Origin of the sequence: Variovorax nitratireducens (assembly GCF_051216545.1) — a bacterium.
In the GTDB taxonomy this organism is placed as follows: domain Bacteria; phylum Pseudomonadota; class Gammaproteobacteria; order Burkholderiales; family Burkholderiaceae_C; genus Variovorax.
This window is the reverse complement of record NZ_JBPJZO010000003.1, coordinates 420,946-446,425: the sequence shown is the minus strand read 5'-3', so window position 1 is coordinate 446,425 and position 25,480 is coordinate 420,946. Positions and strand designations below refer to the sequence as shown.

At 65.1% G+C, this 25,480-nt stretch carries 27 protein-coding genes; 18 read left to right on the top strand and 9 right to left on the bottom strand.

Annotated features, from left to right (window positions below; translation table 11 throughout):
- Nucleotides 1–19 precede the first annotated feature (19 nt).
- The 5 genes from ugpQ to ugpB all read right to left on the bottom strand — a co-directional run bounded on the left by ugpQ (nucleotide 20) and on the right by ugpB (nucleotide 5,012).
- A complete protein-coding gene (gene ugpQ / locus ACSFA8_RS11295; RefSeq protein WP_435479595.1) occupies nucleotides 20–757 on the bottom strand; it encodes a glycerophosphodiester phosphodiesterase in 738 nt (245 codons plus the stop codon).
- Between the two features lie 52 nt (nucleotides 758–809).
- On the bottom strand, nucleotides 810–1,817 hold the full coding sequence (gene ugpC, locus ACSFA8_RS11290; RefSeq protein ID WP_435479594.1) for a sn-glycerol-3-phosphate ABC transporter ATP-binding protein UgpC: 1,008 nt from the start codon (nucleotides 1,815–1,817) through the stop codon (nucleotides 810–812).
- Between the two features lie 39 nt (nucleotides 1,818–1,856).
- Complete coding sequence (ugpE, locus tag ACSFA8_RS11285) at nucleotides 1,857–2,708, bottom strand: sn-glycerol-3-phosphate ABC transporter permease UgpE (RefSeq protein WP_435479593.1); 852 nt, start codon at nucleotides 2,706–2,708, stop codon at nucleotides 1,857–1,859.
- 1 nt (nucleotide 2,709) lies between these two features.
- Complete coding sequence (gene ugpA, locus ACSFA8_RS11280; RefSeq protein ID WP_435479592.1) at nucleotides 2,710–3,597, bottom strand: sn-glycerol-3-phosphate ABC transporter permease UgpA; 888 nt, start codon at nucleotides 3,595–3,597, stop codon at nucleotides 2,710–2,712.
- 104 nt (nucleotides 3,598–3,701) lie between these two features.
- Nucleotides 3,702–5,012: a sn-glycerol-3-phosphate ABC transporter substrate-binding protein UgpB gene (ugpB, locus tag ACSFA8_RS11275; RefSeq protein ID WP_435479591.1), complete on the bottom strand. Its 1,311-nt coding sequence runs from the start codon at nucleotides 5,010–5,012 to the stop codon at nucleotides 3,702–3,704.
- A gap of 174 nt (nucleotides 5,013–5,186) precedes the next feature.
- On the opposite strand from ugpB, the gene serA reads away from it, so the two are divergent.
- The 18 genes from serA (at nucleotide 5,187) to ACSFA8_RS11185 (ending at nucleotide 23,842) form a co-directional block, all read left to right on the top strand.
- Complete coding sequence (gene serA / locus ACSFA8_RS11270) at nucleotides 5,187–6,416, top strand: phosphoglycerate dehydrogenase (RefSeq protein ID WP_435479590.1); 1,230 nt, start codon at nucleotides 5,187–5,189, stop codon at nucleotides 6,414–6,416.
- A gap of 540 nt (nucleotides 6,417–6,956) precedes the next feature.
- On the top strand, nucleotides 6,957–10,835 hold the full coding sequence (locus ACSFA8_RS11265; protein WP_435479589.1) for a DUF3683 domain-containing protein: 3,879 nt from the start codon (nucleotides 6,957–6,959) through the stop codon (nucleotides 10,833–10,835).
- Nucleotides 10,836–10,851: 16 nt separating this feature from the next.
- Nucleotides 10,852–11,265 carry a gamma-butyrobetaine hydroxylase family protein gene (locus ACSFA8_RS11260; RefSeq protein ID WP_435479588.1) on the top strand — a complete coding sequence of 138 codons (414 nt, stop codon included), beginning with the start codon at nucleotides 10,852–10,854 and terminating at the stop codon, nucleotides 11,263–11,265.
- A gap of 88 nt (nucleotides 11,266–11,353) precedes the next feature.
- The gene (gene ubiE / locus ACSFA8_RS11255; protein WP_435479587.1) at nucleotides 11,354–12,085 is read left to right on the top strand and encodes a bifunctional demethylmenaquinone methyltransferase/2-methoxy-6-polyprenyl-1,4-benzoquinol methylase UbiE; all 732 of its coding nucleotides are present in this window, start codon (nucleotides 11,354–11,356) and stop codon (nucleotides 12,083–12,085) included.
- Between the two features lie 35 nt (nucleotides 12,086–12,120).
- Nucleotides 12,121–13,137: a Tim44 domain-containing protein gene (locus tag ACSFA8_RS11250; RefSeq protein ID WP_435479586.1), complete on the top strand. Its 1,017-nt coding sequence runs from the start codon at nucleotides 12,121–12,123 to the stop codon at nucleotides 13,135–13,137.
- A gap of 58 nt (nucleotides 13,138–13,195) precedes the next feature.
- A complete protein-coding gene (locus ACSFA8_RS11245; RefSeq protein WP_435479585.1) occupies nucleotides 13,196–13,750 on the top strand; it encodes a hypothetical protein in 555 nt (184 codons plus the stop codon).
- A complete protein-coding gene (gene ubiB / locus ACSFA8_RS11240; RefSeq protein ID WP_435479584.1) occupies nucleotides 13,747–15,312 on the top strand; it encodes a ubiquinone biosynthesis regulatory protein kinase UbiB in 1,566 nt (521 codons plus the stop codon). The genes ACSFA8_RS11245 and ubiB overlap by 4 nt, the downstream gene beginning before the upstream one ends.
- 40 nt (nucleotides 15,313–15,352) lie before the next feature.
- Complete coding sequence (locus ACSFA8_RS11235; RefSeq protein ID WP_435479583.1) at nucleotides 15,353–16,801, top strand: high affinity choline transporter 1; 1,449 nt, start codon at nucleotides 15,353–15,355, stop codon at nucleotides 16,799–16,801.
- A gap of 80 nt (nucleotides 16,802–16,881) precedes the next feature.
- On the top strand, nucleotides 16,882–17,247 hold the full coding sequence (locus tag ACSFA8_RS11230) for an FmdB family zinc ribbon protein (RefSeq protein ID WP_435479582.1): 366 nt from the start codon (nucleotides 16,882–16,884) through the stop codon (nucleotides 17,245–17,247).
- A gap of 8 nt (nucleotides 17,248–17,255) precedes the next feature.
- Entirely contained in the window at nucleotides 17,256–17,879 is a 624-nt protein-coding gene (locus ACSFA8_RS11225; RefSeq protein WP_286541962.1) for a DUF502 domain-containing protein, read from the top strand.
- 31 nt (nucleotides 17,880–17,910) lie between these two features.
- Nucleotides 17,911–19,716 (top strand): aspartate--tRNA ligase, encoded by a 1,806-nt coding sequence (aspS, locus tag ACSFA8_RS11220; RefSeq protein WP_435479581.1) that lies wholly within the window; start codon nucleotides 17,911–17,913, stop codon nucleotides 19,714–19,716.
- A gap of 7 nt (nucleotides 19,717–19,723) precedes the next feature.
- Nucleotides 19,724–20,197 (top strand): dihydroneopterin triphosphate diphosphatase, encoded by a 474-nt coding sequence (gene nudB, locus ACSFA8_RS11215; protein WP_435479580.1) that lies wholly within the window; start codon nucleotides 19,724–19,726, stop codon nucleotides 20,195–20,197.
- Nucleotides 20,194–20,949 (top strand): endonuclease/exonuclease/phosphatase family protein, encoded by a 756-nt coding sequence (locus tag ACSFA8_RS11210; RefSeq protein ID WP_435479579.1) that lies wholly within the window; start codon nucleotides 20,194–20,196, stop codon nucleotides 20,947–20,949. Before nudB ends, ACSFA8_RS11210 begins: the two co-directional genes overlap by 4 nt.
- 74 nt (nucleotides 20,950–21,023) lie before the next feature.
- Nucleotides 21,024–21,758: a GTP cyclohydrolase I gene (gene folE / locus ACSFA8_RS11205; protein ID WP_435479578.1), complete on the top strand. Its 735-nt coding sequence runs from the start codon at nucleotides 21,024–21,026 to the stop codon at nucleotides 21,756–21,758.
- A gap of 1 nt (nucleotide 21,759) precedes the next feature.
- A complete protein-coding gene (locus tag ACSFA8_RS11200; protein ID WP_435479577.1) occupies nucleotides 21,760–22,182 on the top strand; it encodes a BLUF domain-containing protein in 423 nt (140 codons plus the stop codon).
- Nucleotides 22,183–22,240: 58 nt separating this feature from the next.
- Entirely contained in the window at nucleotides 22,241–23,164 is a 924-nt protein-coding gene (locus ACSFA8_RS11195; RefSeq protein ID WP_435479765.1) for a DUF429 domain-containing protein, read from the top strand.
- A complete protein-coding gene (locus tag ACSFA8_RS11190; protein WP_435479576.1) occupies nucleotides 23,161–23,358 on the top strand; it encodes a CsbD family protein in 198 nt (65 codons plus the stop codon). Before ACSFA8_RS11195 ends, ACSFA8_RS11190 begins: the two co-directional genes overlap by 4 nt.
- A 28-nt stretch (nucleotides 23,359–23,386) precedes the next feature.
- Entirely contained in the window at nucleotides 23,387–23,842 is a 456-nt protein-coding gene (locus tag ACSFA8_RS11185) for a BON domain-containing protein (protein WP_435479575.1), read from the top strand.
- 68 nt (nucleotides 23,843–23,910) lie between these two features.
- Here ACSFA8_RS11185 and ACSFA8_RS11180 read toward each other — a convergent pair whose 3' ends face one another.
- The 4 genes from ACSFA8_RS11180 to ACSFA8_RS11165 form a co-directional block, all read right to left on the bottom strand.
- The gene (locus ACSFA8_RS11180; RefSeq protein WP_435479574.1) at nucleotides 23,911–24,348 is read right to left on the bottom strand and encodes a hypothetical protein; all 438 of its coding nucleotides are present in this window, start codon (nucleotides 24,346–24,348) and stop codon (nucleotides 23,911–23,913) included.
- Nucleotides 24,338–24,718, bottom strand: coding sequence for a hypothetical protein (locus ACSFA8_RS11175; RefSeq protein WP_435479573.1), 381 nt, complete (start codon nucleotides 24,716–24,718; stop codon nucleotides 24,338–24,340). Before ACSFA8_RS11175 ends, ACSFA8_RS11180 begins: the two co-directional genes overlap by 11 nt.
- Before the next feature lie 38 nt (nucleotides 24,719–24,756).
- On the bottom strand, nucleotides 24,757–25,131 hold the full coding sequence (locus ACSFA8_RS11170; RefSeq protein WP_435479572.1) for a hypothetical protein: 375 nt from the start codon (nucleotides 25,129–25,131) through the stop codon (nucleotides 24,757–24,759).
- Between the two features lie 61 nt (nucleotides 25,132–25,192).
- Nucleotides 25,193–25,357 (bottom strand): DUF1328 domain-containing protein, encoded by a 165-nt coding sequence (locus ACSFA8_RS11165; protein WP_435479571.1) that lies wholly within the window; start codon nucleotides 25,355–25,357, stop codon nucleotides 25,193–25,195.
- Nucleotides 25,358–25,480 lie beyond the last annotated feature (123 nt).

Genomic DNA, 25,480 nt, shown 5'->3' with positions numbered 1-25,480 from the left:
GCCGACGGAAGCCCGGCGGTCAGCCGGCCGGGGCAAAAAGGTCGACGCGGTCGGTGATGATGCCGTCGGTGCCGAGCGCACCGAGCCGCTCGGCGGCCCACTCGTCGTTGACCGTGTAGCTCAGCGTGCGCAGGCCAGCTGTCCGCGCCTGCGCCACGGTGGCTGCGTCCCACAGCGCGTGGTTGCAGACGATCGCGACGCAGCCGAGTTCGAGCGCGGCGTCGAGCCAGTCCGCGCGCAGGGTGTCGAGCAGCAGGCCGCGCGGCAATCCGGGCGCATGGTCGCGTGCGCCGGCCAGCGCTGCGGGATGGAACGATGTCAGCAGCGGCGGCAGCACCGCGCCGGCCCACAGCCGCTTCGCGTGCTGCGCCACCACTTCGCCGGTGCGGTGCTCGACGCCCGGCGTGGGCTTTATCTCGATGTTGAGCAGGTGGCCGTTGCGCAGGCAGAACCGTGCCGCGTTCTCGAGGCTCGCCAGCGGTTCACCTGCGAAAGCGCGCGAATGCCAACTGCCGGCGTCGAGTTGCGACAACTCGCCCCAGGACTTGTCGCCGCCCGTGCCAGCCCCGTTGGTGGTGCGCTGCAAGGTGGTGTCGTGCATCAGAAACGGCACGTTGTCGGCACTGAGCTTCACGTCGCACTCGAACATCCGGTAGCCATGCGCCGCGCCCAGACGGAACGCGGCCAGCGTGTTTTCCGGCGCCAGCTTGCCGGCACCACGGTGGGCAATCCAGCGCGGGTAGGGCCAGGGGGTCATCTTGGCCCTACCGCGGGGGAGCGAGGTTGCTTGGGGCGGCCCGGCGCGGCGCTCAAGCTGCGCGCTTTCCGGAGCCGGCGTCGAACCAGTGCAGCTTGTCGATTTGTGCCGCGATCTTCACGGTGTCGCCTGCAACGGGGGGATGATCGCTTTCGGCGGTGCGCATGATGACCTGCTCCTCGCCGATGCGGGCGTACACGAGCCGCTCGGCACCCAGCAGCTCCACCGATTCGACCTGCGCCGTCCAGCCGCTTTCGTCGAGCGTCAGATGCTCGGGGCGCGCGCCGAGGATCTGCCCGGGCCGCACGCCCGGCGCGTGCTGCAGCAGGTTCATCGGCGGCGAGCCGATGAAGCTCGCAACGAAGGTGGTGGCCGGGCGGTTGTAGACCTCTTCGGGCGTGCCGAACTGGTCCATCACGCCGCCGTTCATCACGATGATGCGCTGCGCGAGCGTCATCGCCTCGACCTGGTCGTGGGTGACGAACAACGAGGTGATGCCGAGCTCGCGGTGCAGTTTCTGGATCTCGATGCGGGTCTGGGCGCGCAGCTTGGCGTCGAGGTTCGAGAGCGGCTCGTCGAAGAGGAACACCTGCGGCTGCCGCACGATCGCACGGCCCATGGCCACGCGCTGGCGCTGGCCACCCGACAACTCTCGCGGTTTGCGCTGCAGCAGATGGCCCAGTTCCAGGATGGTCGCGGCCTTGTCGACGCGCGTCTTGATCTCGTCTTTCGGAACCTTCGCGATCTTCAGGCCATAGGCCATGTTGTCGAACACGCTCATGTGCGGATAGAGCGCGTAGTTCTGGAACACCATCGCGATGTCGCGCTCGAAGGGTTCGAGGTCGTTGACCACGCGGTTGCCGATGCGGATCTCGCCTGCGGAGATTTCCTCGAGGCCCGCGACCATGCGCAGCAGCGTCGACTTGCCGCAACCCGAAGGGCCGACGATGACGATGAACTCTTGGTCTGCCACCTCAGCGCTGACGCCGTGGATGACCTGGTTGGCTTTCGGCCCGTGGCCGTAGCGCTTGATGACGTTGCGAAGGGAAATGGCCGCCATGGTGTTTCTGTTTACTTCAATGCCTTGCTGCCGGCGTTCTTATTTCTCGGTGTCGACCAGGCCCTTAACGAACCAGCGCTGCATCAGCATCACCACCAGCGCGGGCGGGATCATGGCCAGCACAGCCGTGGCCATCACGACGTTCCAGTCAGTCGCCGCGTCGCCGCCGCTGATCATGCGCTTGATGCCGATCACGACCGGGTACATGCTTTCGTCGGTGGTCACGAGCAGGGGCCAGAGGTACTGGTTCCAGCCATAGATGAACTGGATCACGAACAACGCCGCGATGCTCGTGGTCGACAAGGGAACGAGGATGTCCTTGAAGAATCGCATCGGGCCGGCGCCATCCACGCGTGCCGCTTCTACGAGCTCGTCGGGCACGGTTAGGAAGAACTGCCGGAACAGGAAGGTCGCCGTGGCGGAAGCGATCAACGGCACCGTCAGGCCCGCATAGGTGTTGAGCATGTTGAGGTTGGCAACGACGGCGTAGGTGGGGCCGATGCGCACCTCCACCGGCAGCATCAGCGTGACGAAAATCGCCCAGAAGAAGAACATCCGGAACGGAAACCGGAAATAGACGATCGCGAACGCTGACAACAGCGAGATCGCGATCTTGCCGAAGGCGATCACAAGCGCGGTGATCAGGCTAACCAGCATCATCCGGCCCACCGGCGCATTCGAGGCCGCGCCCATGCCGGTGCCCTGGAGCGCGGCAGTGTAGTTCTCGACCAGATGCTTGCCGGGCAACAGTGACATGGGCGCCTGCACGATTTCTGCGGCGGTCTGTGTCGACGCGACGAAGGTCACGTACAGCGGGAATGCGACGACGAGCACACCGAGGATCAGGATGGCATGGGCGAGGATGCCGAGGCCGGGGCGACGCTCCACCATGTCAGTACTGCACCTTCTTTTCGACGAACCGGAATTGAACGATGGTCAACACGATCACGATCACCATCAGCACCACCGACTGCGCGGCGGAGCCACCAAGGTCGAGCGCCTTGAATCCGTCGTAATACACCTTGTAAACCAGGATCGCCGTGTCCTTGCCGGGGCCGCCCTGGGTCGCCGCATCGACGATAGCGAAGGTGTCGAAGAAGGCGTAGACCACGTTGATCACGAACAGGAAGAAGGTGGTCGGCGACAGCAATGGGAACTGGATGCTCCAGAAGCGGCGCCACGGGCTTGCACCGTCGATGGCAGCGGCCTCGATGAGTGACTTCGGGATGCTCTGCAGACCGGCCAGGAAGAAGAGGAAGTTGTAGGAGATCTGCTTCCACACCGCCGCCATCACGATCAGCGTCATCGCGTGGGTGCTGTTGAGCAAATTGTTCCAGTCGATGCCGATCGCGCGCAGCGCATAGGAGATGATGCCGATCGACGGCGCGAACATGAACAGCCACAGCACGCCGGCCACGGCCGGCGCCACTGCATAGGGCCAGATCAGCAGCGTACGGTAGATATGCGAGCCCCTGACCACCCGGTCGGCAAACACCGCCAGCACCAGCGAAATCAGCAGCCCCAGCCCCGCCACCAGCACGGAAAAGACCGCGGTGGTCTTGAAAGAGGCAAGGTAAGTGTCGTCGTGCCAGAGGTTGGCGAAATTCTGCAAGCCGACCCACTCGGTCGACAGGCCGAACGCATCGGATTGCTGGAACGATTGCAGCAGCGCCTGCGCCGCCGGCCAGAAGAAAAAGATCCCGATGACGGCGGCCTGGGGTGCAAGCAATGCCCAGGGCAACCAGCCGGAACGGAAGACGACGCGTTTTTCTGATGCCACGGGCGTCAGGACCTGTTGTTGTGATCGGAAACAGTTCCGCCGCTCATGGAGCGGCGGGTGGCTGGTTGCGGGATGCCGACGGGCGTGACCCGTACGGCTCGGTACTAGTTCTTGTTCGCCTTCTCGAAGCGTACCAGTAATTCGTTGCCGCGCGCCACGGCGCTGTCGAGTGCTTCCTTGGCCGTCTTCTTGCCCGACCAGACCGATTCGAGCTCTTCGTCCTCGATCGCGCGGATCTGCACGAAGTTGCCCAGGCGGATGCCACGCGACCGGTCGGTGGTCTTGCGGATCATCTGGTTCACCGCCACGTCGGTGCCGGGATTCTCCTTGTAGAAGCCTGCCTTCTCGGTTGCCTCGAACGAAGCCAGCGTGATCGGCAGGTAGCCGGTGCGCTGGTGGCTCTTGGCCTGGATGTCGGCGTTCGTCAGGTAGTTGAAGAACGCGGCCACGCCCTTGTACTCCTCGGCCTTCTTTCCGCCCATGACCCACAGCGAGGCGCCGCCGATCACGGTGTTCTGCGGCGTGCCGGCCACATCGGGGTAATAGGGCAGCGGGGCGATACCGAAGTCGAACTTGGCGTTCTTCTTGATGCTGGCGTAGGTGGACGAGGAGGCCGTCGTCATTGCGCATTCACCGGAATAGAACGGTGCGTCGGCCGCGTTGCCGCGGCCGCGGTACACGAAGAGCCCCTGCTTGGCCATGTTGGCCAGATTCTCGATGTGGCGCACATGCAGCGGGCTGTTGAAGGCAAGGCGGGCTCCGGTGCCGCCGAAGCCATTGTTCTGCGTAGCGAACAGGGTGTTGTGCCAGGTCGAGAAGCTCTCGAGCTGGGTCCAGCCCTGCCAGCTGGTCGTGAACGGGCAAGCCACGCCTGCTGCCTTGAGTTTGGCCGCCGCGGCAATCACTTCAGGCCACGTCACCGGTGGCTTGTTCGGGTCGAGGCCGGCCTTCCTGAACAGATCCTTGTTGTAGTTGAAGATGGTCGTCGAACTGTTCAGCGGGAAGCTCAGCATCTGCCCGTTCGGCGCGGTGTAGTAGCCGACCACGGCGGGGATGTAGGCCTTCGGGTCGAACTTGTAGCCAGCATCGGCCAGCACCTTGCCGACCGGAACCACGGCGCCCTTGGCGGCCATCATCGTCGCGGTGCCGACTTCGTAGACCTGCAGGATGTGCGGCGCGGTGCCTGCGCGGAAAGCGGCCACGGCAGCGGGCATCGTCTCGTCGTAGGTGCCCTTGTACGTGGGCACGATCTTGTAATCCTTCTGGCTGGCATTGAAGCCGTTGGCGAGATCCAGCACCCAGTCGTTCAGGCCGCCGGTCATCGAGTGCCACCACTGAATCTCGGTCTGGGCCTGAGCCGTGCCGGCCAAGGTGGCAGCGAGCGCCGAGACGACGGCAAGCGTTTTGAATCGCATGAAGACTCCTGAAGGGGGAAAAACAAAAGCGCGGATGCTAGGTCATCTGCATGACGGTTCCGCGTCGCTGGTTGTCGCATGGAGTCGTCGGGGCGACCAAGCGGGGAAACCCTTTTGGGTGCCCGCCATTGGTGCATGCCTGCTTGTTGCAGTGCACCATGCTAGCCTTCAGGGATGAACAAGACCTCCCTTGAAAAAAGCAAGATCAAGTTCCTGTTGCTGGAGAACATCCATCCTTCGGCGGTGGAAACCATCCGGGGAGCGGGTTACACGCAAATCGAGACGCTGTCAAAGGCGCTCCAGGGCGAAGAGCTGAAGGCCAAGCTGGCCGATGTTCACTTTCTGGGCATCCGTTCGCAAAGCAAGCTCACGGCCGATGTGCTGTCGGCCGCGCCCAAGCTGGTGGCCGTGGGCTGTTTCTGCATCGGCACCAACCAGGTCGATCTGGGCGCGGCGCGCGAGCGCGGCGTGGCGGTGTTCAACGCGCCGTATTCCAACACCCGCTCGGTGGCCGAACTGGTGCTGGCCGAGGCGATCCTGCTGCTGCGCGGCATCCCCGCGAAGAACGCGCTGGTGCACCGCGGCGGCTGGATGAAATCGGCCGCCAATTCGCACGAGATCCGCGGCAAGACGCTGGGCATCGTCGGCTACGGCTCGATCGGCACGCAGTTGTCGGTGCTGGCCGAAGGGCTCGGCATGCACGTCACGTTCTACGACGTGGTCAGCAAGCTGCCGCTGGGCAACGCCCGCCAGATCCCCAAGCTGCACGAGCTGCTGGCGCAGAGCGACATCGTGAGCCTGCATGTGCCGGAGCTGCCGTCGACGAAGTGGATGATCGGCCCGGCCGAGATCGCAGCGATGAAGCCGGGCGGCATTCTGATCAATGCGGCGCGTGGCACGGTGGTCGATATCGATGCACTGGCCGAAGGCATCAAGAGCCAAAAGCTCTGGGGCGCGGCCATCGATGTGTTTCCGGTCGAGCCGGGCAGCAACAACGAAGAGTTCCAGTCGCCGCTGCGCGGCCTGGACAACGTGATCCTCACGCCGCACGTGGGCGGCTCGACGATGGAGGCGCAGGCCAATATCGGCAGCGAGGTCGCCGAAAAGCTGGTGAAGTACAGCGACAACGGCACATCGATCTCGTCGGTGAATTTTCCGGAGGTGGCGCTGCCGGCGCACCCGGGCAAGCACCGTCTGCTGCACATCCATCACAACGTGCCAGGCGTGTTGTCGGCGATCAACCAGGTGTTTGCCGACAACCGCATCAATATCGCCTCGCAGTACCTGCAGACCGACGAGCAGGTGGGTTACGTGGTGACCGACATCGACGCGGCCTATTCGGACATCGCGCTGGAAAAGCTGGCCGAGGTGCCGGGGACTATTCGCAGCCGCGTGCTGTTCTGACATTTGGGGGCGCGTCGGTGGGCGGTATGCGCTGGGCCGGCCGACGTCACCGGCCGCTTCGCGGCTGCCCTGCGCTGCTCGCAGCAGGCGGGGTCCGCGTGAACTCGCCTGCGGCTCAAACAGCACGCGGCCCTGATCCGCCTGCCGCTGTGCTGCTCGGCGGTGCCTCAACGGCCGGCCCAGCGCATACCGCCCACCGACGTGGACACCTTGGGGTTGCATCCGGAATACGCAAACCTTCGCACCACCCCAAGCCCGGTGTGCGGTACGGGGTGGCCGATCCCTTCTGCGCCGCCGAGGAGCGCAGCGTTTTGCGGATCAGGGCTCGCAGCTGTTTGAGCCGCAGGCGAGTTCTGCGAGACCCCGCAAAACGCGAGCACCGCAGGGCAGCCGCGAAGCGGCCGGCGCAGCAGGGTCGGACAGCCCGTACCGCTCACCGGGCGCTCTTGCCAAAGGGCGCAGGGCAATCATCCAAGCCCTGACCTAAAATCGTGTCCCCTGGTTGCTGGGCGCGCAGCGCTCGACCGAGGCCCACCCCCGATGAATGCTCCGATCGCGTTGACCGCGCTGTTGTCGCAGGCCGAAGAGCCCGTGCGACTGCGCGAAATCCCCTACAACTACACCAGCTTCTCCGATCGCGAAATCGTGATCCGGCTGCTGGGCGCGCGCGGCTGGGAATTGCTGCAGGTGCTGCGGGCCGAGCGCCGCACCGGCCGCTCGGCCCGCATGCTGTACGAGGTGTTGGGCGATATCTGGGTGGTGCAGCGCAATCCCTACCTGGTCGACGACCTGCTCGACAACCCGCGCCGGCGCGGCCAATTGGTCGACGCCCTCAACCACCGTCTCACCGAAGTCGGCAAGCGCCGCACGCCTGACATCGATGCCGAGCGCGATCTGCTGGTCGGCGAACTGGCGGCCCTGGTGTCGAAGGCCATCGCCTCGTTCGACCTCATGTTCCGCGATGTGGCCGCGCTGCGCCGCAAGGCGACGCGTGCGTTTCGCCGCCTGACGGCGAAAGACAACATCAAGTTCGACGGCCTGTCGCGCGTGTCGCATGTGACCGACGCCACCGACTGGCGCGTGGAATACCCGTTCGTCGTGCTGTGCCCCGACACCGAGGCCGAGATGGCCCTGCTGGTCAGGGGCTGTATCGAACTCGGCCTGACCATCATTCCGCGTGGCGGCGGCACCGGCTATACGGGCGGCGCGATTCCGCTGACGTGGAACAGCGCGGTCATCAACACCGAAAAGCTCGAAGCGATGACGGAGGTCGAGCTGGTGTCGCTGCCGGGGCTCGAAGCGCCGGTGCCCACGGTGTGGACGGAGGCCGGCGTGGTGACGCAGCGCGTGGCCGATGCGGCCGAGCGCGCGGGCTATGTATTCGCGGTCGATCCGACCTCGGCCGAAGCCTCGTGCGTTGGTGGCAACGTCGCGATGAACGCTGGCGGCAAGAAGGCCGTGCTGTGGGGCACGGCGCTGGACAACCTCGCCTCCTGGCGCATGGTGACGCCGCAGGCCGAGTGGCTCGAAGTCACGCGCATCGGCCACAACCTCGGCAAAATCCACGACGCCGACAGCGCCGTGTTCGAGCTGCAGTATTTCGCGGCTGACGGCAAGACCAAGCTGTGCACCGAGCGCCTCGACATCCCCGGCAAGACCTTTCGCAAGGAAGGCCTCGGCAAGGACGTGACCGACAAGTTCCTGTCGGGCCTGCCGGGCATCCAGAAAGAAGGCTGCGACGGCCTCATCACGAGCTGCCGCTGGGTGGTTCACAAGATGCCCTCGCACACCCGCACGGTGTGCCTGGAGTTTTTCGGCAACGCCAAAGACGCGGTGCCAAGCATCGTCGAGATCAAGGACTTCATGTTCGCCGAGCAGAAGCGCTCGGGCGTGCTGCTGGCCGGGCTCGAACACCTGGACGACCGCTACCTGAAGGCCGTCGGCTATGCCACCAAATCGAAGAAGCACGGTGGCCTGCCGAAGATGGTGCTGTTCGGCGACATCGCCGGCGACGACGCTGATGCGGTGGCGCGCGTCACGTCCGAAGTCGTGCGCATCGCCAACTCGCGCAGCGGCGAAGGCTTCATCGCGATCAGCCCCGAGGCGCGCAAGAAATTCTGGCTCGACCGCAAGCGTACCGCCGCGATCAGCAGGCACACCAACGCTTTCAAGATCAACGAAGACGTGGTGATCCCGCTGCCGCGCATGGCCGAGTACACCGATGGTATCGAGCGCATCAACATCGAGCTGTCGCTGCAGAACAAGCTGGCATTTGCCGACGCGCTCGAAGCATTTTTCACGCGCGGGAATCTACCGCTCGGCAAGACCGACGACGCCAACGACATCCCTTCGGCCGATTTGCTCGAAGACCGCGTGGCGCAGGCCATCGCGCTGATCCGCGAGGTGCGCACGCTCTGGGCCGGCTGGTTGAAGAACGTCGATGCACTGTTTGCGCAGCTGCAGGATCACTCCCTGCGTGCGAGCTGGAAGACGCAACTTCGCGCGCCGCTTACGCAGATCTTCACCGGCGTGGAGTTCGTGCCGATCCTGGACGAGTGCAATGCGATCCATCAGCGCGTGCTCAAGGGCCGCGTGTGGGTCGCGCTGCACATGCATGCCGGCGACGGCAACGTGCACACCAACATCCCGGTCAACAGCGACAACTACGAGATGCTGCAGACCGCGCATGCCGCGGTGGTGCGCATCATGGCGCTGGCCCGGTCGCTCGACGGCGTGATCTCGGGCGAGCACGGCATCGGCATCACCAAGCTGGAGTTCCTGAGCGACGAAGAGCTGCAGCCGTTCACCGACTACAAGAAGAAAGTCGATCCGGAAGGACGCTTCAACAAGGGCAAGCTTCTGCGGGTGGAAGACACCGGCGCCGACGCGCTGCATGCCGACCTCACCAACGCCTACACGCCCAGCTTCGGCCTCATGGGGCACGAGTCGCTGATCATGCAGCAGAGCGACATCGGCGCCATCGCCGACAGCGTGAAGGACTGCCTGCGCTGCGGCAAGTGCAAGCCCGTGTGCGCCACGCATGTGCCGCGTGCCAACCTGCTCTACAGCCCGCGCAACAAGATCCTCGCGACCTCGCTGCTGGTCGAGGCCTTTCTCTACGAAGAACAGACCCGGCGCGGCGTCAGCATCAAGCACTGGGAAGAGTTCGAGGACGTGGCCGACCACTGCACCGTGTGCCACAAGTGCCTGAGCCCGTGCCCGGTGAAGATCGACTTCGGCGATGTCTCGATGAACATGCGCAACCTGCTGCGCAAGATGGGGCAGAAGAGCTTCCGGCCCGGCAACGCGGCCGCGATGTTCTTCCTGAACGCGACCAATCCGCAGACCATCAAGGCGATGCGCGTCGGCATGGTCGGCATCGGCTTCAAGGCGCAGCGCCTGGCCAACGACCTGCTGCGCCGCGTCGCGAAGAAGCAGACGTCAGCGCCGCCGGCCACGCTGGGCCCGGCACCGATCAAGGAACAGATCGTCCACTTCATCAACAAGAAGATGCCGGGTGGCCTGCCCAAACAGACGGCGCGGGCGCTGCTCGACATCGAAGACGCAGACTACGTGCCGATCATCCGCAACCCGAAGGCGACGACGTCGGAGACCGAAGCGGTTTTCTACTTCCCGGGCTGCGGCTCGGAGCGCTTGTTCTCGCAGGTGGGCCTGGCGACGCAGGCCATGTTGTGGCACGCCGGCGTACAGACCGTGCTGCCACCGGGCTACCTGTGCTGCGGCTATCCGCAACGCGGCAGCGGCCAGTTCGACAAGGCCGAGAAGATGATCACCGACAACCGGGTGCTGTTCCACCGGGTCGCCAACACGCTCAACTACCTCGACATCAAGACGGTGGTGGTGAGTTGCGGCACCTGCTACGACCAGTTGCAGGGCTACCAGTTCGACAAGATCTTCCCGGGCTGCCGGATCATCGACATCCACGAGTACCTGCTCGAAAAGGGCATCACGCTCGGCGACGCGGGCGGTGGCGGGTATCTGTACCACGACCCCTGCCACAGCCCGATGAAGCTGCAGGATCCGATGAAGACCGTCAAGGCGCTGGTCGGCGACAACGTGTTGAAGAACGACCGCTGCTGCGGCGAATCCGGCACACTCGGCGTGACGCGGCCCGACATCTCGACGCAGATCCGTTTCCGCAAGGAAGAAGAGCTGAAGCAGGGTGAAGCGGCGCTGCGGGAGAGCGGCAAGATCGGCGCCAACGAGAACGTCAAGATCCTGACCAGTTGCCCGAGCTGCCTGCAGGGCCTGAGCCGTTACGGCAATGACCTGAACAACGGCCTCCTCGAGGCCGACTACATCGTGGTCGAGATGGCCAACCGTATTCTTGGCGAGCAATGGCTGCCGGAATACGTGGCCGCGGCCAACCAGGGCGGCATCGAGCGGGTGCTGGTCTAGCAACAGGAGCTTCTTCATGGCAGGTTTGCAACCCGGCGCACCGACGCCCCGATCGATCACCGTGCATGGCGCCTCGCGCGTGCTGGAGGTCGGCTTTTCGGACGGCGCGAGCTTTCGCATTCCGTTCGAGCTCATGCGCATCTACTCGCCGTCGGCCGAAGTGCAGGGCCATGGCCCGGGCCAGGAAATTCTGCAGACCGGCAAGCGCGAGGTCGGCCTGGTCGAGCTCGAGCCGGTCGGCAACTATGCGGTCAAGCCGGTATTCAGCGACGGGCACGACACCGGCATCTTTTCGTGGGATTTGCTCTACGAACTCGGCGCGAAGCAGGAGCAACTCTGGGGCGAATACCAGGCGCGGCTGGCCGCGGCCGGCGTGGATCGCGATGCGCCGATGGCCGACAAGGGGGGCCACGCCTGCAGTTCGCACTGACGCCACAGCAGCCTTTATTGGGCGAATGTCCGCCGAGCCAGCGGGGTCGTCGCCTTGATATGAGTCCATACGGCCTAACATCAGGCGTATGAGTACCACCCACTTCGGCTTCGAATCGGTCGACGAAAAGGAAAAGGCGCAACGCGTTCGCGGCGTGTTCGACTCTGTCGCCACGCGCTACGACCTCATGAACGACCTCATGTCAATGGGGCTTCACCGCGCGTGGAAGGCTTACACCGTGATGGTCGCCAATGTCGGCGAGGGCTCGAAAGTGCTGGACATCGCGGGCGGCACAGGCGACCTTGCACTGGCTTTCGCGAAGAAAGTCGGTGCCAGCGGCGAAGTGGTGCACACCGACATAAACGAAGCGATGCTGCGCACCGGCCGCGACCGTTTGCTTGACGCCGGCGTGTCGCTGCCCACGATGGTGTGCGACGCCGAGAAGCTGCCGTTCCCCGACGACCACTTCGACGTGGTGACCGTGGCCTTCGGTCTGCGCAACATGACGCACAAGGATCTGGCGCTGAAAGAGATGAACCGCGTGCTCAAGCCGCGCGGCAAGCTGCTGGTGCTCGAATTTTCCAAAGTTGCCAAGCCGCTGGCCAAGGCCTACGACTGGTATTCGTTCAACGTCCTGCCGCGGCTCGGAAAGCTGGTGGCAGGCGACGACGCGAGCTATCGCTACCTGGCCGAATCGATCCGCATGCATCCGGGGCAGGACGAACTCAAGACCCTCATGAAAGAGGGCGGTTTCGGGCATGTGGACTATCACAACATGACAGGTGGCGTGGTGGCCCTGCATGTTGGAATCAAGTGTTGAAAGAACCGCCGTTCCCGGCGACCAGAGGAGACCTCATGAAAAAACTTGGATCTATCTTGTTGGTGTGCGCGATGGCGCTGATCAGCGTGCAGGCCGATGCGGCCCGCATTGGCGGCGGAAAGTCGATGGGCCGCCAGTCGAACAACGTCACCCAGCGTGAGGCAGCTTCGCCGGCGCCGGGCGCGCCGGCCCAGAGCGCCACGAACGCGGCTGCCAAGCCCGGCGCTGCGGCACCTGCCGCTGCGGCGCCGAAGCGCCCGTGGGGTGCCATGCTCGGCGGCTTGGCCGCAGGCCTGGGCCTGGCCTGGCTGGCCCACTCGCTGGGCCTTGGCGCCGCCTTCGGCAACATCCTGCTGATCGGCCTGCTGGTGCTGGCGGCGGTGGTGGTGTGGCGCATCTTCGCGGCGCGCTCGCGGTCCGCGGGTTCGCGTCCCGGCGGTTTTGCCTTCGAAGGTGCGGGCGGCCCCGGCAACCCGGGCGCTCCGGCGCAGTACAGCCCCGGCAACGTCGGCAACGACGCGTCGGCGCGGCCATGGGAGCGCCAGGGTGCGGCGTTCGACGCCACGCCGGCCCCGCACACCGGTGGTTCGTCGATGGCCGGCGCGGCGGTCGCGGGTGGCGGCAGCATGATCGGTTCGGCCCTGGGTGGCGCGCAGTCGTGGGGCATTCCGACCGGTTTCGATGTCGAGGGTTTTCTCACGGCGGCCAAGCGCAACTTCGTGACGCTGCAGGACGCCTGGGATCGCGACGACATCCAGACGCTGCGCTCGATGATGACCGACAGCATGGTCGGCGAAATCCGCGCGCAACTGGCCGAACGCGAGACCCATACCGGCAGCCAGCCGAACAAGACCGACGTGGTGATGCTCGATGCCAAGCTGCTTGGCATCGAGGAGACGCCCGAGGCTTTCCTGGCCAGTGTCGAGTTCTCCGGCATGATCCGCGAGGACGCTTCGGCCGGCCCGAGCCCGTTCCGCGAGGTCTGGAACATGACCAAGCCGACCGACGGCCGTGGCGGCTGGCTGGTGGCAGGGGTGCAAGCTCTGCAATAAGCGCCGTCCGGCGACACGACGGCCTCGCAGACGGGGCGGGTCGGGAATAATGGGGACTATGGCCACACCATCGTCCCCATTTGCTTTTTTCGACGAGCTGTTCAACAAGATCGGCGAGCGTCTGCAGCCGCCGGCCTGGGCGGTGCACGAGATCCAGCACCGCGCGGTGCTGTTCCTCAACCATGTGCTGCAGCAGGAACCCGAGGCCCAGCAGCGGCTGCTGCGCCAGCAGGGCAGGGTGGTGCAATTCCAGTGGCGTTTCGTCACGATGCAGCTGGTCGCCACGCCGGCCGGCTTGCTCGATCTGGCGCCCGAGGGCTCCACGCCAGAGCTCACGCTCACCATCACCCAGGATTCGCCCTTCGACATCGTGCGCAGCTCGTTGCGCGGGGACAAGCCGGCGGTGCAGATCACCGGCGACGTCCAACTCGCGGCCGAGGTCAACTGGCTGGTCGACCATGTGCGCTGGGATGTCGAGGACGACCTGGCACGCCTGATCGGCGACGTGCCCGCCCATGCCATCGGCACCGGCGCACGGCGCGTCGTGGCGGCGCTGCGGAAGTTCGTCGGAGATCGCACCGGGCGCGCTGCGGCAGCCTCGGGCGCCGAATGACGCGTTTCTACCGCGGCATCTACATCGTCTGGGTCGCACTGCGCTACGGCCTGGACGAGCTGGTGCTGACCAGCTTCCAGAAGCCCTGGCTTGGCACCGTGATCCGCGTGCTCTCGGCGGGGCGCAATCTGGAGGCGCCGCGCGGCCAGCGCCTGCGCGAGGCGCTGGAAGGCCTGGGCCCGATCTTCATCAAGTTCGGCCAGGTGCTGTCGACCCGGCGCGACCTGCTGCCGCCCGACATCGCCGACGAACTGGCCCGGCTGCAGGATCGTGTGCCGCCGTTCCCTTCGGCCGTGGCCATCGCGACCATCGAGCGCGCGTTCCGGCGTCCGGTGGGCGACGTGTTCGTGCAGTTCGAGGAGACGCCGGTGGCCAGTGCGTCGATCGCACAGGTGCACTTCGCGACGCTGCGTGCGCGCGACGGCACGATGCGCGACGTGGCCGTGAAGGTGCTGCGGCCCAACATGCGCGGCGTGATCGAGAAAGACCTGGCGCTGATGGCCATGATGGCCGGCTGGGTCGAGAGCCTGTCGGCCGACGGCAAGCGCCTGAAACCGCGCGAGGTGGTGGCCGAGTTCGACAAGTACCTGCATGACGAGCTCGACCTGGTGCGCGAGGCCGCCAATGCCGCCCAGCTGCGGCGCAACATGGCCCCGCTCGAGCTGGTGATGATCCCCGAGATGTTCTGGGATTTCTGCCATCCCGAGGTGATGGTGATGGAGCGCATGAACGGCGTGCCGATCGCCCAGCTCGACCGCCTGCGCGCGGCTGGCGTCGACATTCCCAAGCTTGCGACCGACGGCGTCACGCTCTTCTTCACCCAGGTGTTTCGCGACGGCTTCTTTCATGCCGACATGCACCCCGGCAACATCCAGGTGAGCCTGGATGCGGCCACTTTCGGGCGCTACATCCTGCTCGACTTCGGCATCATCGGGACGCTGACGGAGTCGGACAAGGAGTACCTGGCGCAGAACTTCGTCGCCTTTTTCCGGCGCGACTACAAGCGCGTGGCCGAATTGCACCTGGAAAGCGGTTGGGTGCCGGAAGGCACGCGCATCGACGAGCTCGAAGGCGCGATTCGCACCGTGTGCGAGCCGTACTTCGACCGGCCGCTCAAGGAAATCTCGCTCGGCATGGTGCTGATGCGGTTGTTCCAGACATCGCGCCGCTTCCACGTCGAGATCCAGCCGCAACTGGTGCTGCTGCAAAAGACATTGCTCAACATCGAAGGCCTGGGCCGCCAGCTCGACCCCGAGCTCGACCTGTGGGCCACGGCCAAGCCTTTCCTCGAAAAGTGGATGGTCGACCAGATCGGCCCGAAAAAGCTGTTCTCGCAGCTGCGCGCCGAGGCGCCGCGCTACGCCAAGCTGCTGCCGCAGCTGCCGCGCCTGCTGCACGACTACCTCGAGAACCGGCCGGCCGACCACCGCCGCGAGCTGCTCGAGCTGCTCGCCACGCAGAAGCGCACCAACAGGCTGCTGCAGGCCATCATCTACGGTGGCATGGGTTTTGTATTGGGCTTGATCGTGATGCAGGTGATGCTGCGCGTCCGCCTGTTCTAGTTCGCTTTTTCGCCACCACCCCTGCCTCTGGAGAGCCGCCGTGTTGCTTACCCTGGTCATCGTCTACCTGCTGATCACAATCGCCATCGGGCTCGTCGCAGCCCGGCGCGTGAAGAACACCACCGACTTCGCGATTGCCGGGCGGCACCTGCCGCTTTTCATGATCGTGACCACCACTTTCGCGACCTGGTTTGGCTCCGAAACGGTGCTCGGCATTCCGGCCAAGTTCATCGAAGGCGGGCTCAACGGTGTGGTCGAAGACCCGTTCGGCGCCGGCACCTGTCTGATCCTGGTGGGGCTGTTTTTCGCGGGCAAGCTCTACCGCATGACGCTGCTGACCATCAGCGACTACTACCGCGAGCGCTTCGGTCGTGTGGTCGAGGTGGCATGCTCGCTGATCATCATGCTGAGCTACCTCGGCTGGGTGTCTGCCCAGGTCACTGCGCTCGGGCTGGTGTTCAACCTGCTGTCGGCCGGCGCCATTTCGATTCCCGTGGGCATGACGATCGGTGTCGTCTCGATCCTCGCCTACACGCTGTTCGGCGGCATGTGGTCGGTGGCGGTCACCGATTTCATCCAGATGATCATCCTCGTGGTCGGCCTGGCCGTGATCGCGGTGTTCGCCGGCAACATGGCGGGCGGCGCCGGCAAGGTGATCGAGTTCGCGACCAGCAAGGAGCTGTTCAAGTTCTGGCCCGAGCCGAACTTCCACGACATGGTCTTCTTCTTCGCCGCGGCCATCACCATGATGCTGGGATCGATCCCGCAGCAGGACGTGTTCCAGCGCGTGATGTCGGCCAACAGCGTCAAGGCGGCCACGCGCGGGCCCGTCATTGGGGGCGTGGCGTACATCCTGTTCGCGTCGGTGCCGATGTTCCTGGTGGCGAGCGCGCTGCTCATCATGCCGGAGCAGACCGCGACGCTGCTGAAAGAAGATCCGCAGAAGGTGCTGCCCACGCTCGTGCTCGAGAAAATGCCGTTCGTGATGCAGGTGCTTTTCTTCGGCGCGCTGCTGTCGGCCATCAAATCGACCGCGTCGGCCACCCTGCTGGCGCCGAGCGTCACCTTCACCGAGAACATCTGGCGCCAGTTCAAGCCCGCGGGCACCGATCGCGAGAACCTCCTGACCATGCGCATTACCGTGCTGGTGTTCAGCGCCGCGGTGCTCGCCTATGCCATCCGCATGCAGGGCACGCCGATCTACGAGCTGGTGTCGGGGGCCTACCAGGTGCCGCTGGTCGGCGCGTTCGTGCCGCTGGTGGCCGGGCTGTACTGGAAACGCGCCACCACACAGGGTGCCATGGCGGCCGTGGTGCTCGGTATCGGTTGCTGGCTGCTGCTCCTGGCGCTGCCGTGGGGCGCCGTGTTTCCGGCCCAGCTGGCGGGCGTGCTGGCTTCGGCATTCGGCATGGTGGCAGGCTCGCTGGCGCCGCAATGGGTGGCGAACCAGCACACGCCGCATCGCCCCCTGGCGGTCGAGCCGGCCTGATCCGGATGGAGGGCGCCCGCGCCCTATAATCGTGGGCTTTGCGGGCGGCAGCTGCGCCGCTCTTTCCGACCCCCCATCCCATGCCTATCTACGCCTACAAGTGCAGTGCCTGCGGCTTTGCCAAGGACGTGCTGCGCAAAATGTCCGACGCGCCGCTCTCGGTGTGTCCGAATTGCGGCGCGAGCGCGTTTGAAAAGCAGCTCACTGCCGCCGGCTTTCAGCTCAAGGGCTCTGGCTGGTACGTGACCGATTTCCGCGAGGGCAGCGGCAAAAAGCCGGCCGATGCCAAGCCGGCCGATGCGACGACGCCTGCGGCCAACGGCGCAGGCACCGACGCCAAGTCAGCCACCGATGCCGGTGCCGGCGCGGCAACCGCACCTGCGCCTGCCACCGCCCCTGCCGTCGCGCCCGCTGCCAGCCCCGCTTCCGCGGCCAAAACCGATTGAGGCTGCCCATGCACGCGCTGCGCAAATGGCTGCTGTCGGGCTTGTTGGTCATCGTGCCGCTGTTCATCACGCTGGCGGTGCTCAAGTGGATCATCGACACGCTCGACCAGACGCTCTGGGTGCTGCCGCTGGTCTGGCAGAAATGGCTCTACGACAACAACATTCGCGGGCTCGGCGTGCTGCTGACGCTCGGCATTCTGCTGGCGGTCGGTGCGATCGCCAGCAACTTCGTCGGCAAGCGCCTGCTCGGCTGGGGTGACGCCGTGGTACGCCGGATCCCGGTGGTGCGCTCGATCTATTCGAGCGTCAAGCAGGTGTCGGACACGCTGTTTTCCGAGAGCGGCAACGCTTTCCGAACGGCGGTGCTGATCGAATGGCCACGTGCCAACGTCTGGACCATTGCCTTCGTGACCGGCGCGCCGGGCCGCGAGGTGCTCGGCCATCTGGGCGGCGGGGACTATCTCAGCGTGTATGTCCCGACCACGCCGAACCCAACCGGCGGCTACTTCGTGATGCTCAAGCGCAGCGACTGCATCGAACTCAGGATGAGCGTGGACGAGGCGCTCAAGTACATCGTGTCGATGGGCGTGGTCGTCCCGGGCGGCCCCGCCACCGTCGCGATCAAGCACTAAAAACGCGCCCCAGCGGCGCCGGAATCTTCTTATGGCCATGCGTTCTCACTACTGCGGTCTCGTGACCGAAGCCCTGCTGGGCGAAACCGTCACCCTCTGCGGCTGGGTCAATCGCCGACGCGACCACGGCGGCGTGATCTTCATCGACCTGCGCGACCGCGAAGGCTATGTTCAGGTGGTGTGCGACCCGGATCGCGCTGCGACCTTCGCCGTGGCCGAAGACCTGCGCAACGAGTTCTGCGTGCAGATCAAGGGGCTGGTGCGTGGCCGTCCGGAAGGCACCATCAACGAGTCGCTCAAGAGCGGCAAGATCGAAGTGCTGTGCCACGAGCTCAAGGTGCTGAACCCGTCGGTGACGCCGCCGTTCCTGCTGGACGACGACAACCTGAGCGAAACCACGCGCCTCACGCACCGCGTGCTCGACCTGCGCCGCCCGGCGATGCAGCGCAACATGATGCTGCGCTACAAGGTCACGATGGAAACGCGCAAGTTCCTCGATGCCAACGGCTTCATCGACATCGAGACGCCGATGCTCGGCAAGTCCACGCCCGAAGGCGCGCGTGACTACCTGGTGCCCAGCCGCGTGCACGACGGCAGCTTCTTTGCGCTGCCGCAGTCGCCCCAGCTGTTCAAGCAGCTGCTGATGGTGGCCGGCTACGACCGCTACTACCAGATCGTCAAGTGCTTCCGCGACGAAGACCTGCGCGCCGACCGCCAGCCCGAATTCACGCAGATCGACATCGAGACTTCGTTCCTCGCCGAAGAGGAAATCCGCGAGATGTTCGAGGGCATGATCCGTACCGTGTTCCGCAACGCCGCGGGCATCGACCTGCCGGTGTTCCCGACCATGAGCTATGGCGACGCGATGTTCAAGTACGGCTCGGACAAGCCCGACTTGCGCGTCAAGCTCGAGTTCACCGAACTGACCGAGCTCATGAAGCGCGTCGAGTTCAAGGTGTTCTCGAACGCCGCCACCATGGTCGGCGGCCGCGTCGTGGCGCTGCGCGTGCCGGGCGGCGCTGCCGAAGGCGGCCTCTCGCGCGGCGAGATCGACGCCTACCAGGAGTTCGTCAAGATCTACGGCGCCAAGGGCCTGGCCTACATCAAGGTCAACGACGCGGCAGCCGGCCGCGAAGGCCTGCAAAGCCCGATCGTCAAGAACCTCGACGATGCGGCGCTGGCCGAGATCGTCGCGCGCACCGGCGCCCGCAACGGCGACATCCTGTTCTTCGGCGCCGACAAGGAAAAGGTCGTGAACGACGCGATCGGCGCGCTGCGCGTGAAGATCGGCCACAGCGCCTTCGGCCGCAAGAGCGGCCTGTTCGAAGACCGCTGGGCGCCGCTCTGGGTGGTCGACTTCCCGATGTTCGAGTTCGACGAGGAAGGCCAGCGCTGGTCGGCCGTGCACCACCCCTTCACCGCGCCCAAGGATGGCCACGAAGACCTGATGGACACGGCGCCCGAAAAGTGCATCGCCAAGGCCTATGACATGGTGCTCAACGGCATCGAGATGGGCGGCGGCTCGGTGCGTATCCACCGCGAGGAAGTGCAGAGCAAGGTGTTCCGGGCGCTCAAGATCAGCGCCGAAGATGCGCAGCTCAAGTTCGGCTTCCTGCTCGACGCACTGCAGTACGGTGCGCCGCCGCACGGCGGCATCGCGATCGGCCTGGACCGCCTCGTGATGCTGATGACCGGCGCCGAGTCGATCCGCGACGTCATCGCGTTTCCCAAGACCCAGCGTGCGCAAGACCTGCTCACGCAGGCGCCGAGCCCGGTCGACGAGAAGCAGCTGCGCGAACTGCATATCCGCCTGCGAAACACGCCGCAGCCAGCCTGATGCGCCGATGACGACGAGCACGCGGCCCTGGAAAATCCCGGAGTCGGTGCTGGTCGTGATCCACACGCCTGCGCTCGACGTGCTGCTGATCCGCCGCGCCGACGCCGACGATTTCTGGCAGTCGGTCACCGGCAGCAAGGACGTCGCAGACGAGCCGCTGGCCCTGACCGCGGCGCGCGAGGTGGCCGAGGAAACCGGCTTCGCCTGCGGCGAAGACAGCCCGCTCGCTTCCCGGCTGCACGATTGGCAGCTGCAGAACATCTACGAGATCTACCCGCGCTGGCGCGCCCGCTACGCGCCGGGCGTGACGCACAACACCGAGCATCTGTTCGGCCTGTGCCTGCCGGAACGCATCGATCCCGTGCTCAATCCACGCGAGCACACCGCCTGGCAATGGCTGCCCTACCGCGACGCTGCCGACGCCTGCTTTTCCCCGTCGAATGCAGAAGCCATTCTGTTGCTGCCACAATTTCGAGCATGACTTCACCGGCCCACACGCTGCGCGTGGCGACCTACAACATCCACAAGGGCGTGCAAGGCATCGGTCCCGCGCGGCGGCTGGAGATCCACAACCTCGGCCATGCGATCGAGCAGCTCGACGCCGACATCATCTGCCTGCAGGAAGTGCGCAAGATGAACCGGCAGGCGGCTGCCCGCTTCACCCGTTGGCCCGAAATGCCGCAGGCCGATTTCCTCGCCCCCGAGGGCTATACGGCGGTCTACGAGACCAATGCCGTTACGCGCCACGGCGAGCACGGCAATGCGCTGCTGACGCGCTGGCCGGTGCTGCACCAGCGGCACCAGGATATTTCCGACCATCGCTTCGAACAGCGCGGGCTGCTGCACGTGGTGATCGAGGTCGAAGGCCGTCCGGTGCACGCCATCGTCGTCCACCTGGGCCTCATCAAGGGCAGCCGCGTGCGGCAGGTGGCGCAGCTCAACGAGTTCATCGCCCGGGAGGTTCCGGCGGGTGAGGCGGTGGTGGTGGCCGGCGACTTCAACGACTGGGGCGCGCGCATGCGCCATGCGATGAATGCGGCGGGTCTGCGCGATTCGAGCGACCTGCGCGGGCCGCGCACGCTGACCTACCCGTCTCGGTTGCCGGTGGCGCAGCTCGACTTCATCTACGGGCGCCACCTCTCGCCGGTGGCGTGCAACGTGCCGCGTGGCCCGATCTGGGCGCGCATGTCGGATCACCTCCCGCTGGTGACCGACTTTTTGCTATTGAATTAATAGCTGCCTACGCCCACTGGGCGGGCGCTGCAGGCCCGGATGGCTTGCAAACCGTTCACTGTTAGGATCATCGGATGCTGAAGAAAATTGACGCTGCAGAGCGCCCCGGCCACGGGGGAGATGATGATGAGGGCACGCCGGTCTCGGTAAAGATCCGGGAGCGCCTGCAGGCTGCGCGCAAACGCTTCAACGCCAACGACAACATCGCCGAGTTCATTGAACCGGGCGAACTCGAAGCCTTGCTCGACGAGGTCGAGGTCAAGATGAAGAGCGTGCTCGAAAGCCTGGTGATCGACCTCGATCGCGACCACAACACCGGCAACACCGCGCGCCGTGTGGCCAAGATGTACCTCAACGAGGTTTTCAAGGGCCGCTATGTGGCGGCGCCCAAGTTGACCGAATTTCCGAACGCGGAACACCTCAACGAACTCATGATCGTCGGCCCGATCACGGTGCGCAGTGCCTGCTCGCACCACTTCTGCCCGATCATCGGAAAGCTCTGGATCGGCGTGATGCCGAACGAACACACCAACGTGATCGGCCTTTCCAAGTACGCACGCCTGGCTGAATGGGTGATGGGCCGGCCCCAGATCCAGGAAGAAGCCGTGGTGCAGCTGGCCGACTTGATCCAGGAAAAAACCCAACCCGATGGCCTCGCCCTCGTCATGGAGGCCGAGCATTTCTGCATGGCCTGGCGTGGCGTCAAGGAAATGGACAGCAAGATGATCAATTCGGTGATGCGAGGTGTGTTCCTCAAGGACGCGTCGCTGCGGCGCGAGTTTCTGTCCCTGCTCCCCCGAAAGGGCTGACATGTTGGTACGCCTGCTCTACGCCAGCCGCGCCGTCGATTCGAGCGCGCCCGCCATCGAGGCGATCCTCACGCAATCGCGCGCCCACAACACCGCTTGCGGTGTCACCGGCATCCTCTGCTATGGCGCCGGGATCTTCCTGCAGGCGATCGAGGGTGGCCGCACCGCCATCAGCGATCTCTATGGCCACATTCAGCGCGATCCGCGCCACAAGGATGTGGTGCTGCTGCACTACGAAGAGATTTCCGAACGCCGCTTCGGCGGCTGGACCATGGGCCAGGTCAACCTGACCAAGGGGCACCAGGCCACGCTGCTGCGCTATTCGGAACGCCCGGAGCTCGACCCCTATGCGGTTTCCGGCAAGGTCTCGCTGGCGCTGCTCGAAGAGCTGATGGCCACCGCCGCCATCGTCGGCCGGGCCTGAACCTCGCGCTTTGCCGCTTTCCGCCTTTGCGCTCGGCAGAGCCTGGCGGGTGAAGCCAATGCTGTTCGGTTGCGATTTTTCCAGCGCGCCCACCGCGCGCAAACCGATCGTGGTGGCGCACGGTGGCATCGATGGCCGTCACGTGGTCTTGCTGCGGCTCGACACCTTCGCCACGCTCGATGCGTGGGCCGGGTGGCTGGCGCGCACGCCGGCCTGGGTTGGCGGATTCGACTTTCCTTTCGGGCTGCCGCGCGAGTTGGTCGTGCAGTTGGGCTGGCCATTGCAGTGGCCGGCCTTGATGACGCACTACGCGGCCCTGAGCCGGGCCGAAATTCGCGCCGAGTTCGCGGCGTTTTGTGCCGGCCGGCCAGCCGGTGGCAAGTTCGCGCACCGGGCAACCGACGGCCCGGCCGGCTCGAGCCCCTCGATGAAATGGGTCAATCCGCCGGTCGCCTTCATGCTGCACGCAGGCGTGCCGCGTCTGCTGGCCGCCGGCGCCTGTTTGCCTGGGCTGTACGTATCGCGCGAAGGTTGTGAACGCACCGCGCTGGAAGCCTATCCCGGCTTGCTGGCACGCGAGCTGATCGGGCGGCGCAGCTACAAGGCCGACGACCGCGCGCGGCAAACGCCACAGCGCCATGCCGCGCGTGCCGACTTGCTCGATGCCCTAGTGACGTCCGGCAGCACTCGGCTCGACCTGCGACTCGCGCTCGAGACGGCGCAACGCGAAATCCTGCTGGCCGATGCTCAGGGTGACCTGATTGATGCCGTGCTGTGTTTGCTGCAGGCTGCCTGGGCCGCGTCGCAATCCGGGTGGGGCCTTCCGGATTCGATCGACCCCCTGGAAGGCTGGATCGTCAGCCTGACCTGTCCTACACCCGTTCGCGGCGAGGGCGACGGCAGTGCGGCTTGCCGTGTCGCTAGATTGAACACGTGGTTCACACGAGCCATGTGTCAAATCCAACGGAAGGAACCGCTATGAACAAGGACCAAGTCTCAGGCCGCGTCGAGCAGGCCAAGGGCAAGATCAAGGAAGTCACCGGCAAGGTGACGGGCAGCGAAAAGCTGGAAGCCGAAGGCGTTGCCGACAAGACGGCCGGGAAGGTGCAAAGCACCTACGGCGACGTGAAGGAAAAGGCCAAGGATGCCATCAAATCGGGCGCGGACAAGCTCTGAACGCATCGAACTTCAGGAGATATTTGATATGACATCGAAGAATCAACACATCGCGCGCTCGCGCACATTGCTGGCGGTGTTACTGGCCGGCAGCGCGGTGGCGCTCGGCGCCTGCGGCAACAAGGCCAACGACAGCACTGCCGGCCAAAAAGTCGACTCGACAGTCGCCAAGACCGAGTCTTCGGCCAAGTCCGCGGAATCCAGCATGAAGCAAGGTGCTGCCGAGACCAAGGATGCAGTGAAGGACGCAGCCACCACGGTGGGCAACAAGGTGGACGATGCCAGCATCACCGCGAAGGTGTCCGCAGGTCTCGCCAAGGATCCTGATCTGAGTGCTATCAAGATCGACGTCGACACCAAGGGTGGCACCGTCACGCTCGCCGGCCCCGCGCCCACCGCGGCGGCCAAGGCGCGCGCCGGTGACATTGCCAAGAGCGTTGAAGGCGTCGGTTCTGTCAACAACAAGCTTGAAGTCAAGATGTAAAAACGACTTCCAAAAAAATGCCCGGCAATCGCCGGGCATTTTTTATGAGCGCGCGTTCGGGCTCGTACTCAGGGCTTGCCGTCCTTTTTGCGCATCACCGTGGTAACCATGTCGGCGATATCCGAAGACTTCAGGGCAGCCGCCACCAGGGCGCCCACCGACAAGAGTCGCCAGGGGCGAACCAGGACAATCACCGCGCCCGTAGCAGCAGCCACGGCCACCAGTTTGGCCGGATTTTCCCGTGCATAGCGATCGAGCACCGGTCTTGCGAGCTGGCCCACGGCATTGGCGGGGTGACGACGCCACCAGCGCTCGGCCATCGAGCGGGCAACCGGCAACCACGCAACGCGATCAAACAGGCCCGGCTTTCGCGGGCGATGAGGCAGTTCGCCGGATTGCGCGCGCTCAGGGGCAGGCGGCGCTTCGCCGCGCAATTGCTGAACCAGCGCCCGGCGCGAAATAGCCAGACGCTGCTGCGCTGTCAAGGCATCACGGTCAATCGGCATCGGAGCCTCCAGCGAGATGCAGGGCGCGCACATCGGCGTCGAGTTGTGCGCTCAGATCCTGGAACGCGTTGAGTTCGGTGGGCCGGGTTGCCACCCAGGCCGACAGAGCGGCAACCGCCACCGCCACGCCCGGCACGGCAACCAGTACCCAGTGAAAGCTTCCATGCAATACGCCCAGCATGACGGCGATGCCGATCAAACCGAGCGCCAGCATCGCACTGACCGCCGCGATCACGCCGGCCAGCGCCCGCTTGATCAAGGCACGGCTCGCCAGGACGCTTTCCTCGCGGATTAGCGCGGCGTAGTTGGCAAGGTGATCCGCAATCAGTTCGGGCCGCCCGAGCACCGTGGAAAAAATCGGATGAAGCATGGTGCTGCGAGTATCGGCGCTACGGACGGAGCCTCAGCTCAATAGTCGTCCCGGCGACGCGTGGCCAGCACCAGCAGCGCAGCGATTGCGGCACCGGCAGCAGCGGCAATCAGCACCGAGCGCACCGGTTGGTCGGAGATGTACTTGCCCGTCACGTCGGCAGCCTGTTCGATCTGGCGCTGCGCACGGGCGCTGGTCTTCGATGCCGACTCCAGGCCACGCTGCACGGCTTGCTGAACCCGGTTGGCCAACTGCTCCACGGCAGGTTCGACCTGGCCGCGCAGACCCCGCACCTTTTCGCCCGCCGCGTTCACCGCGTTCTGCGCGTAGGCGCGGGTTGATTCCAAGGCGTCGTTGGCGGTTTCGCGAGCTTCGTCGGCCAGTTGCGATGCGGTCTTGACGGTTGCATTCATGGTGTTGTTTCCTTTGCTGAGATGGAGATTATTGTGAACTGGCGAAAAGATGGTAGCTGCGCTAGCCCCTGCGCATCAAGCTGGCAATGAAGCTGACCAGCGCAAGCACGAGGAAGATCACGAATAGAACTTTTGCGATCCCGACCGCCCCGGCCGCAATGCCGCCGAACCCGAAGAGCGCTGCTACCAGCGCGATGACCAGAAATATGACTGCGTAGTGCAACATGCTGAACTCCTGACCGAGGCGGACCTCGCGTTGTTGGGGGCACGTTCTGGCTTGAACGGGCTGGCTCGAGCGTAGGACGGCTCAGCCAAAAGGCCTGTCAGCAGCGGCGGCCGGGGTGCGTAG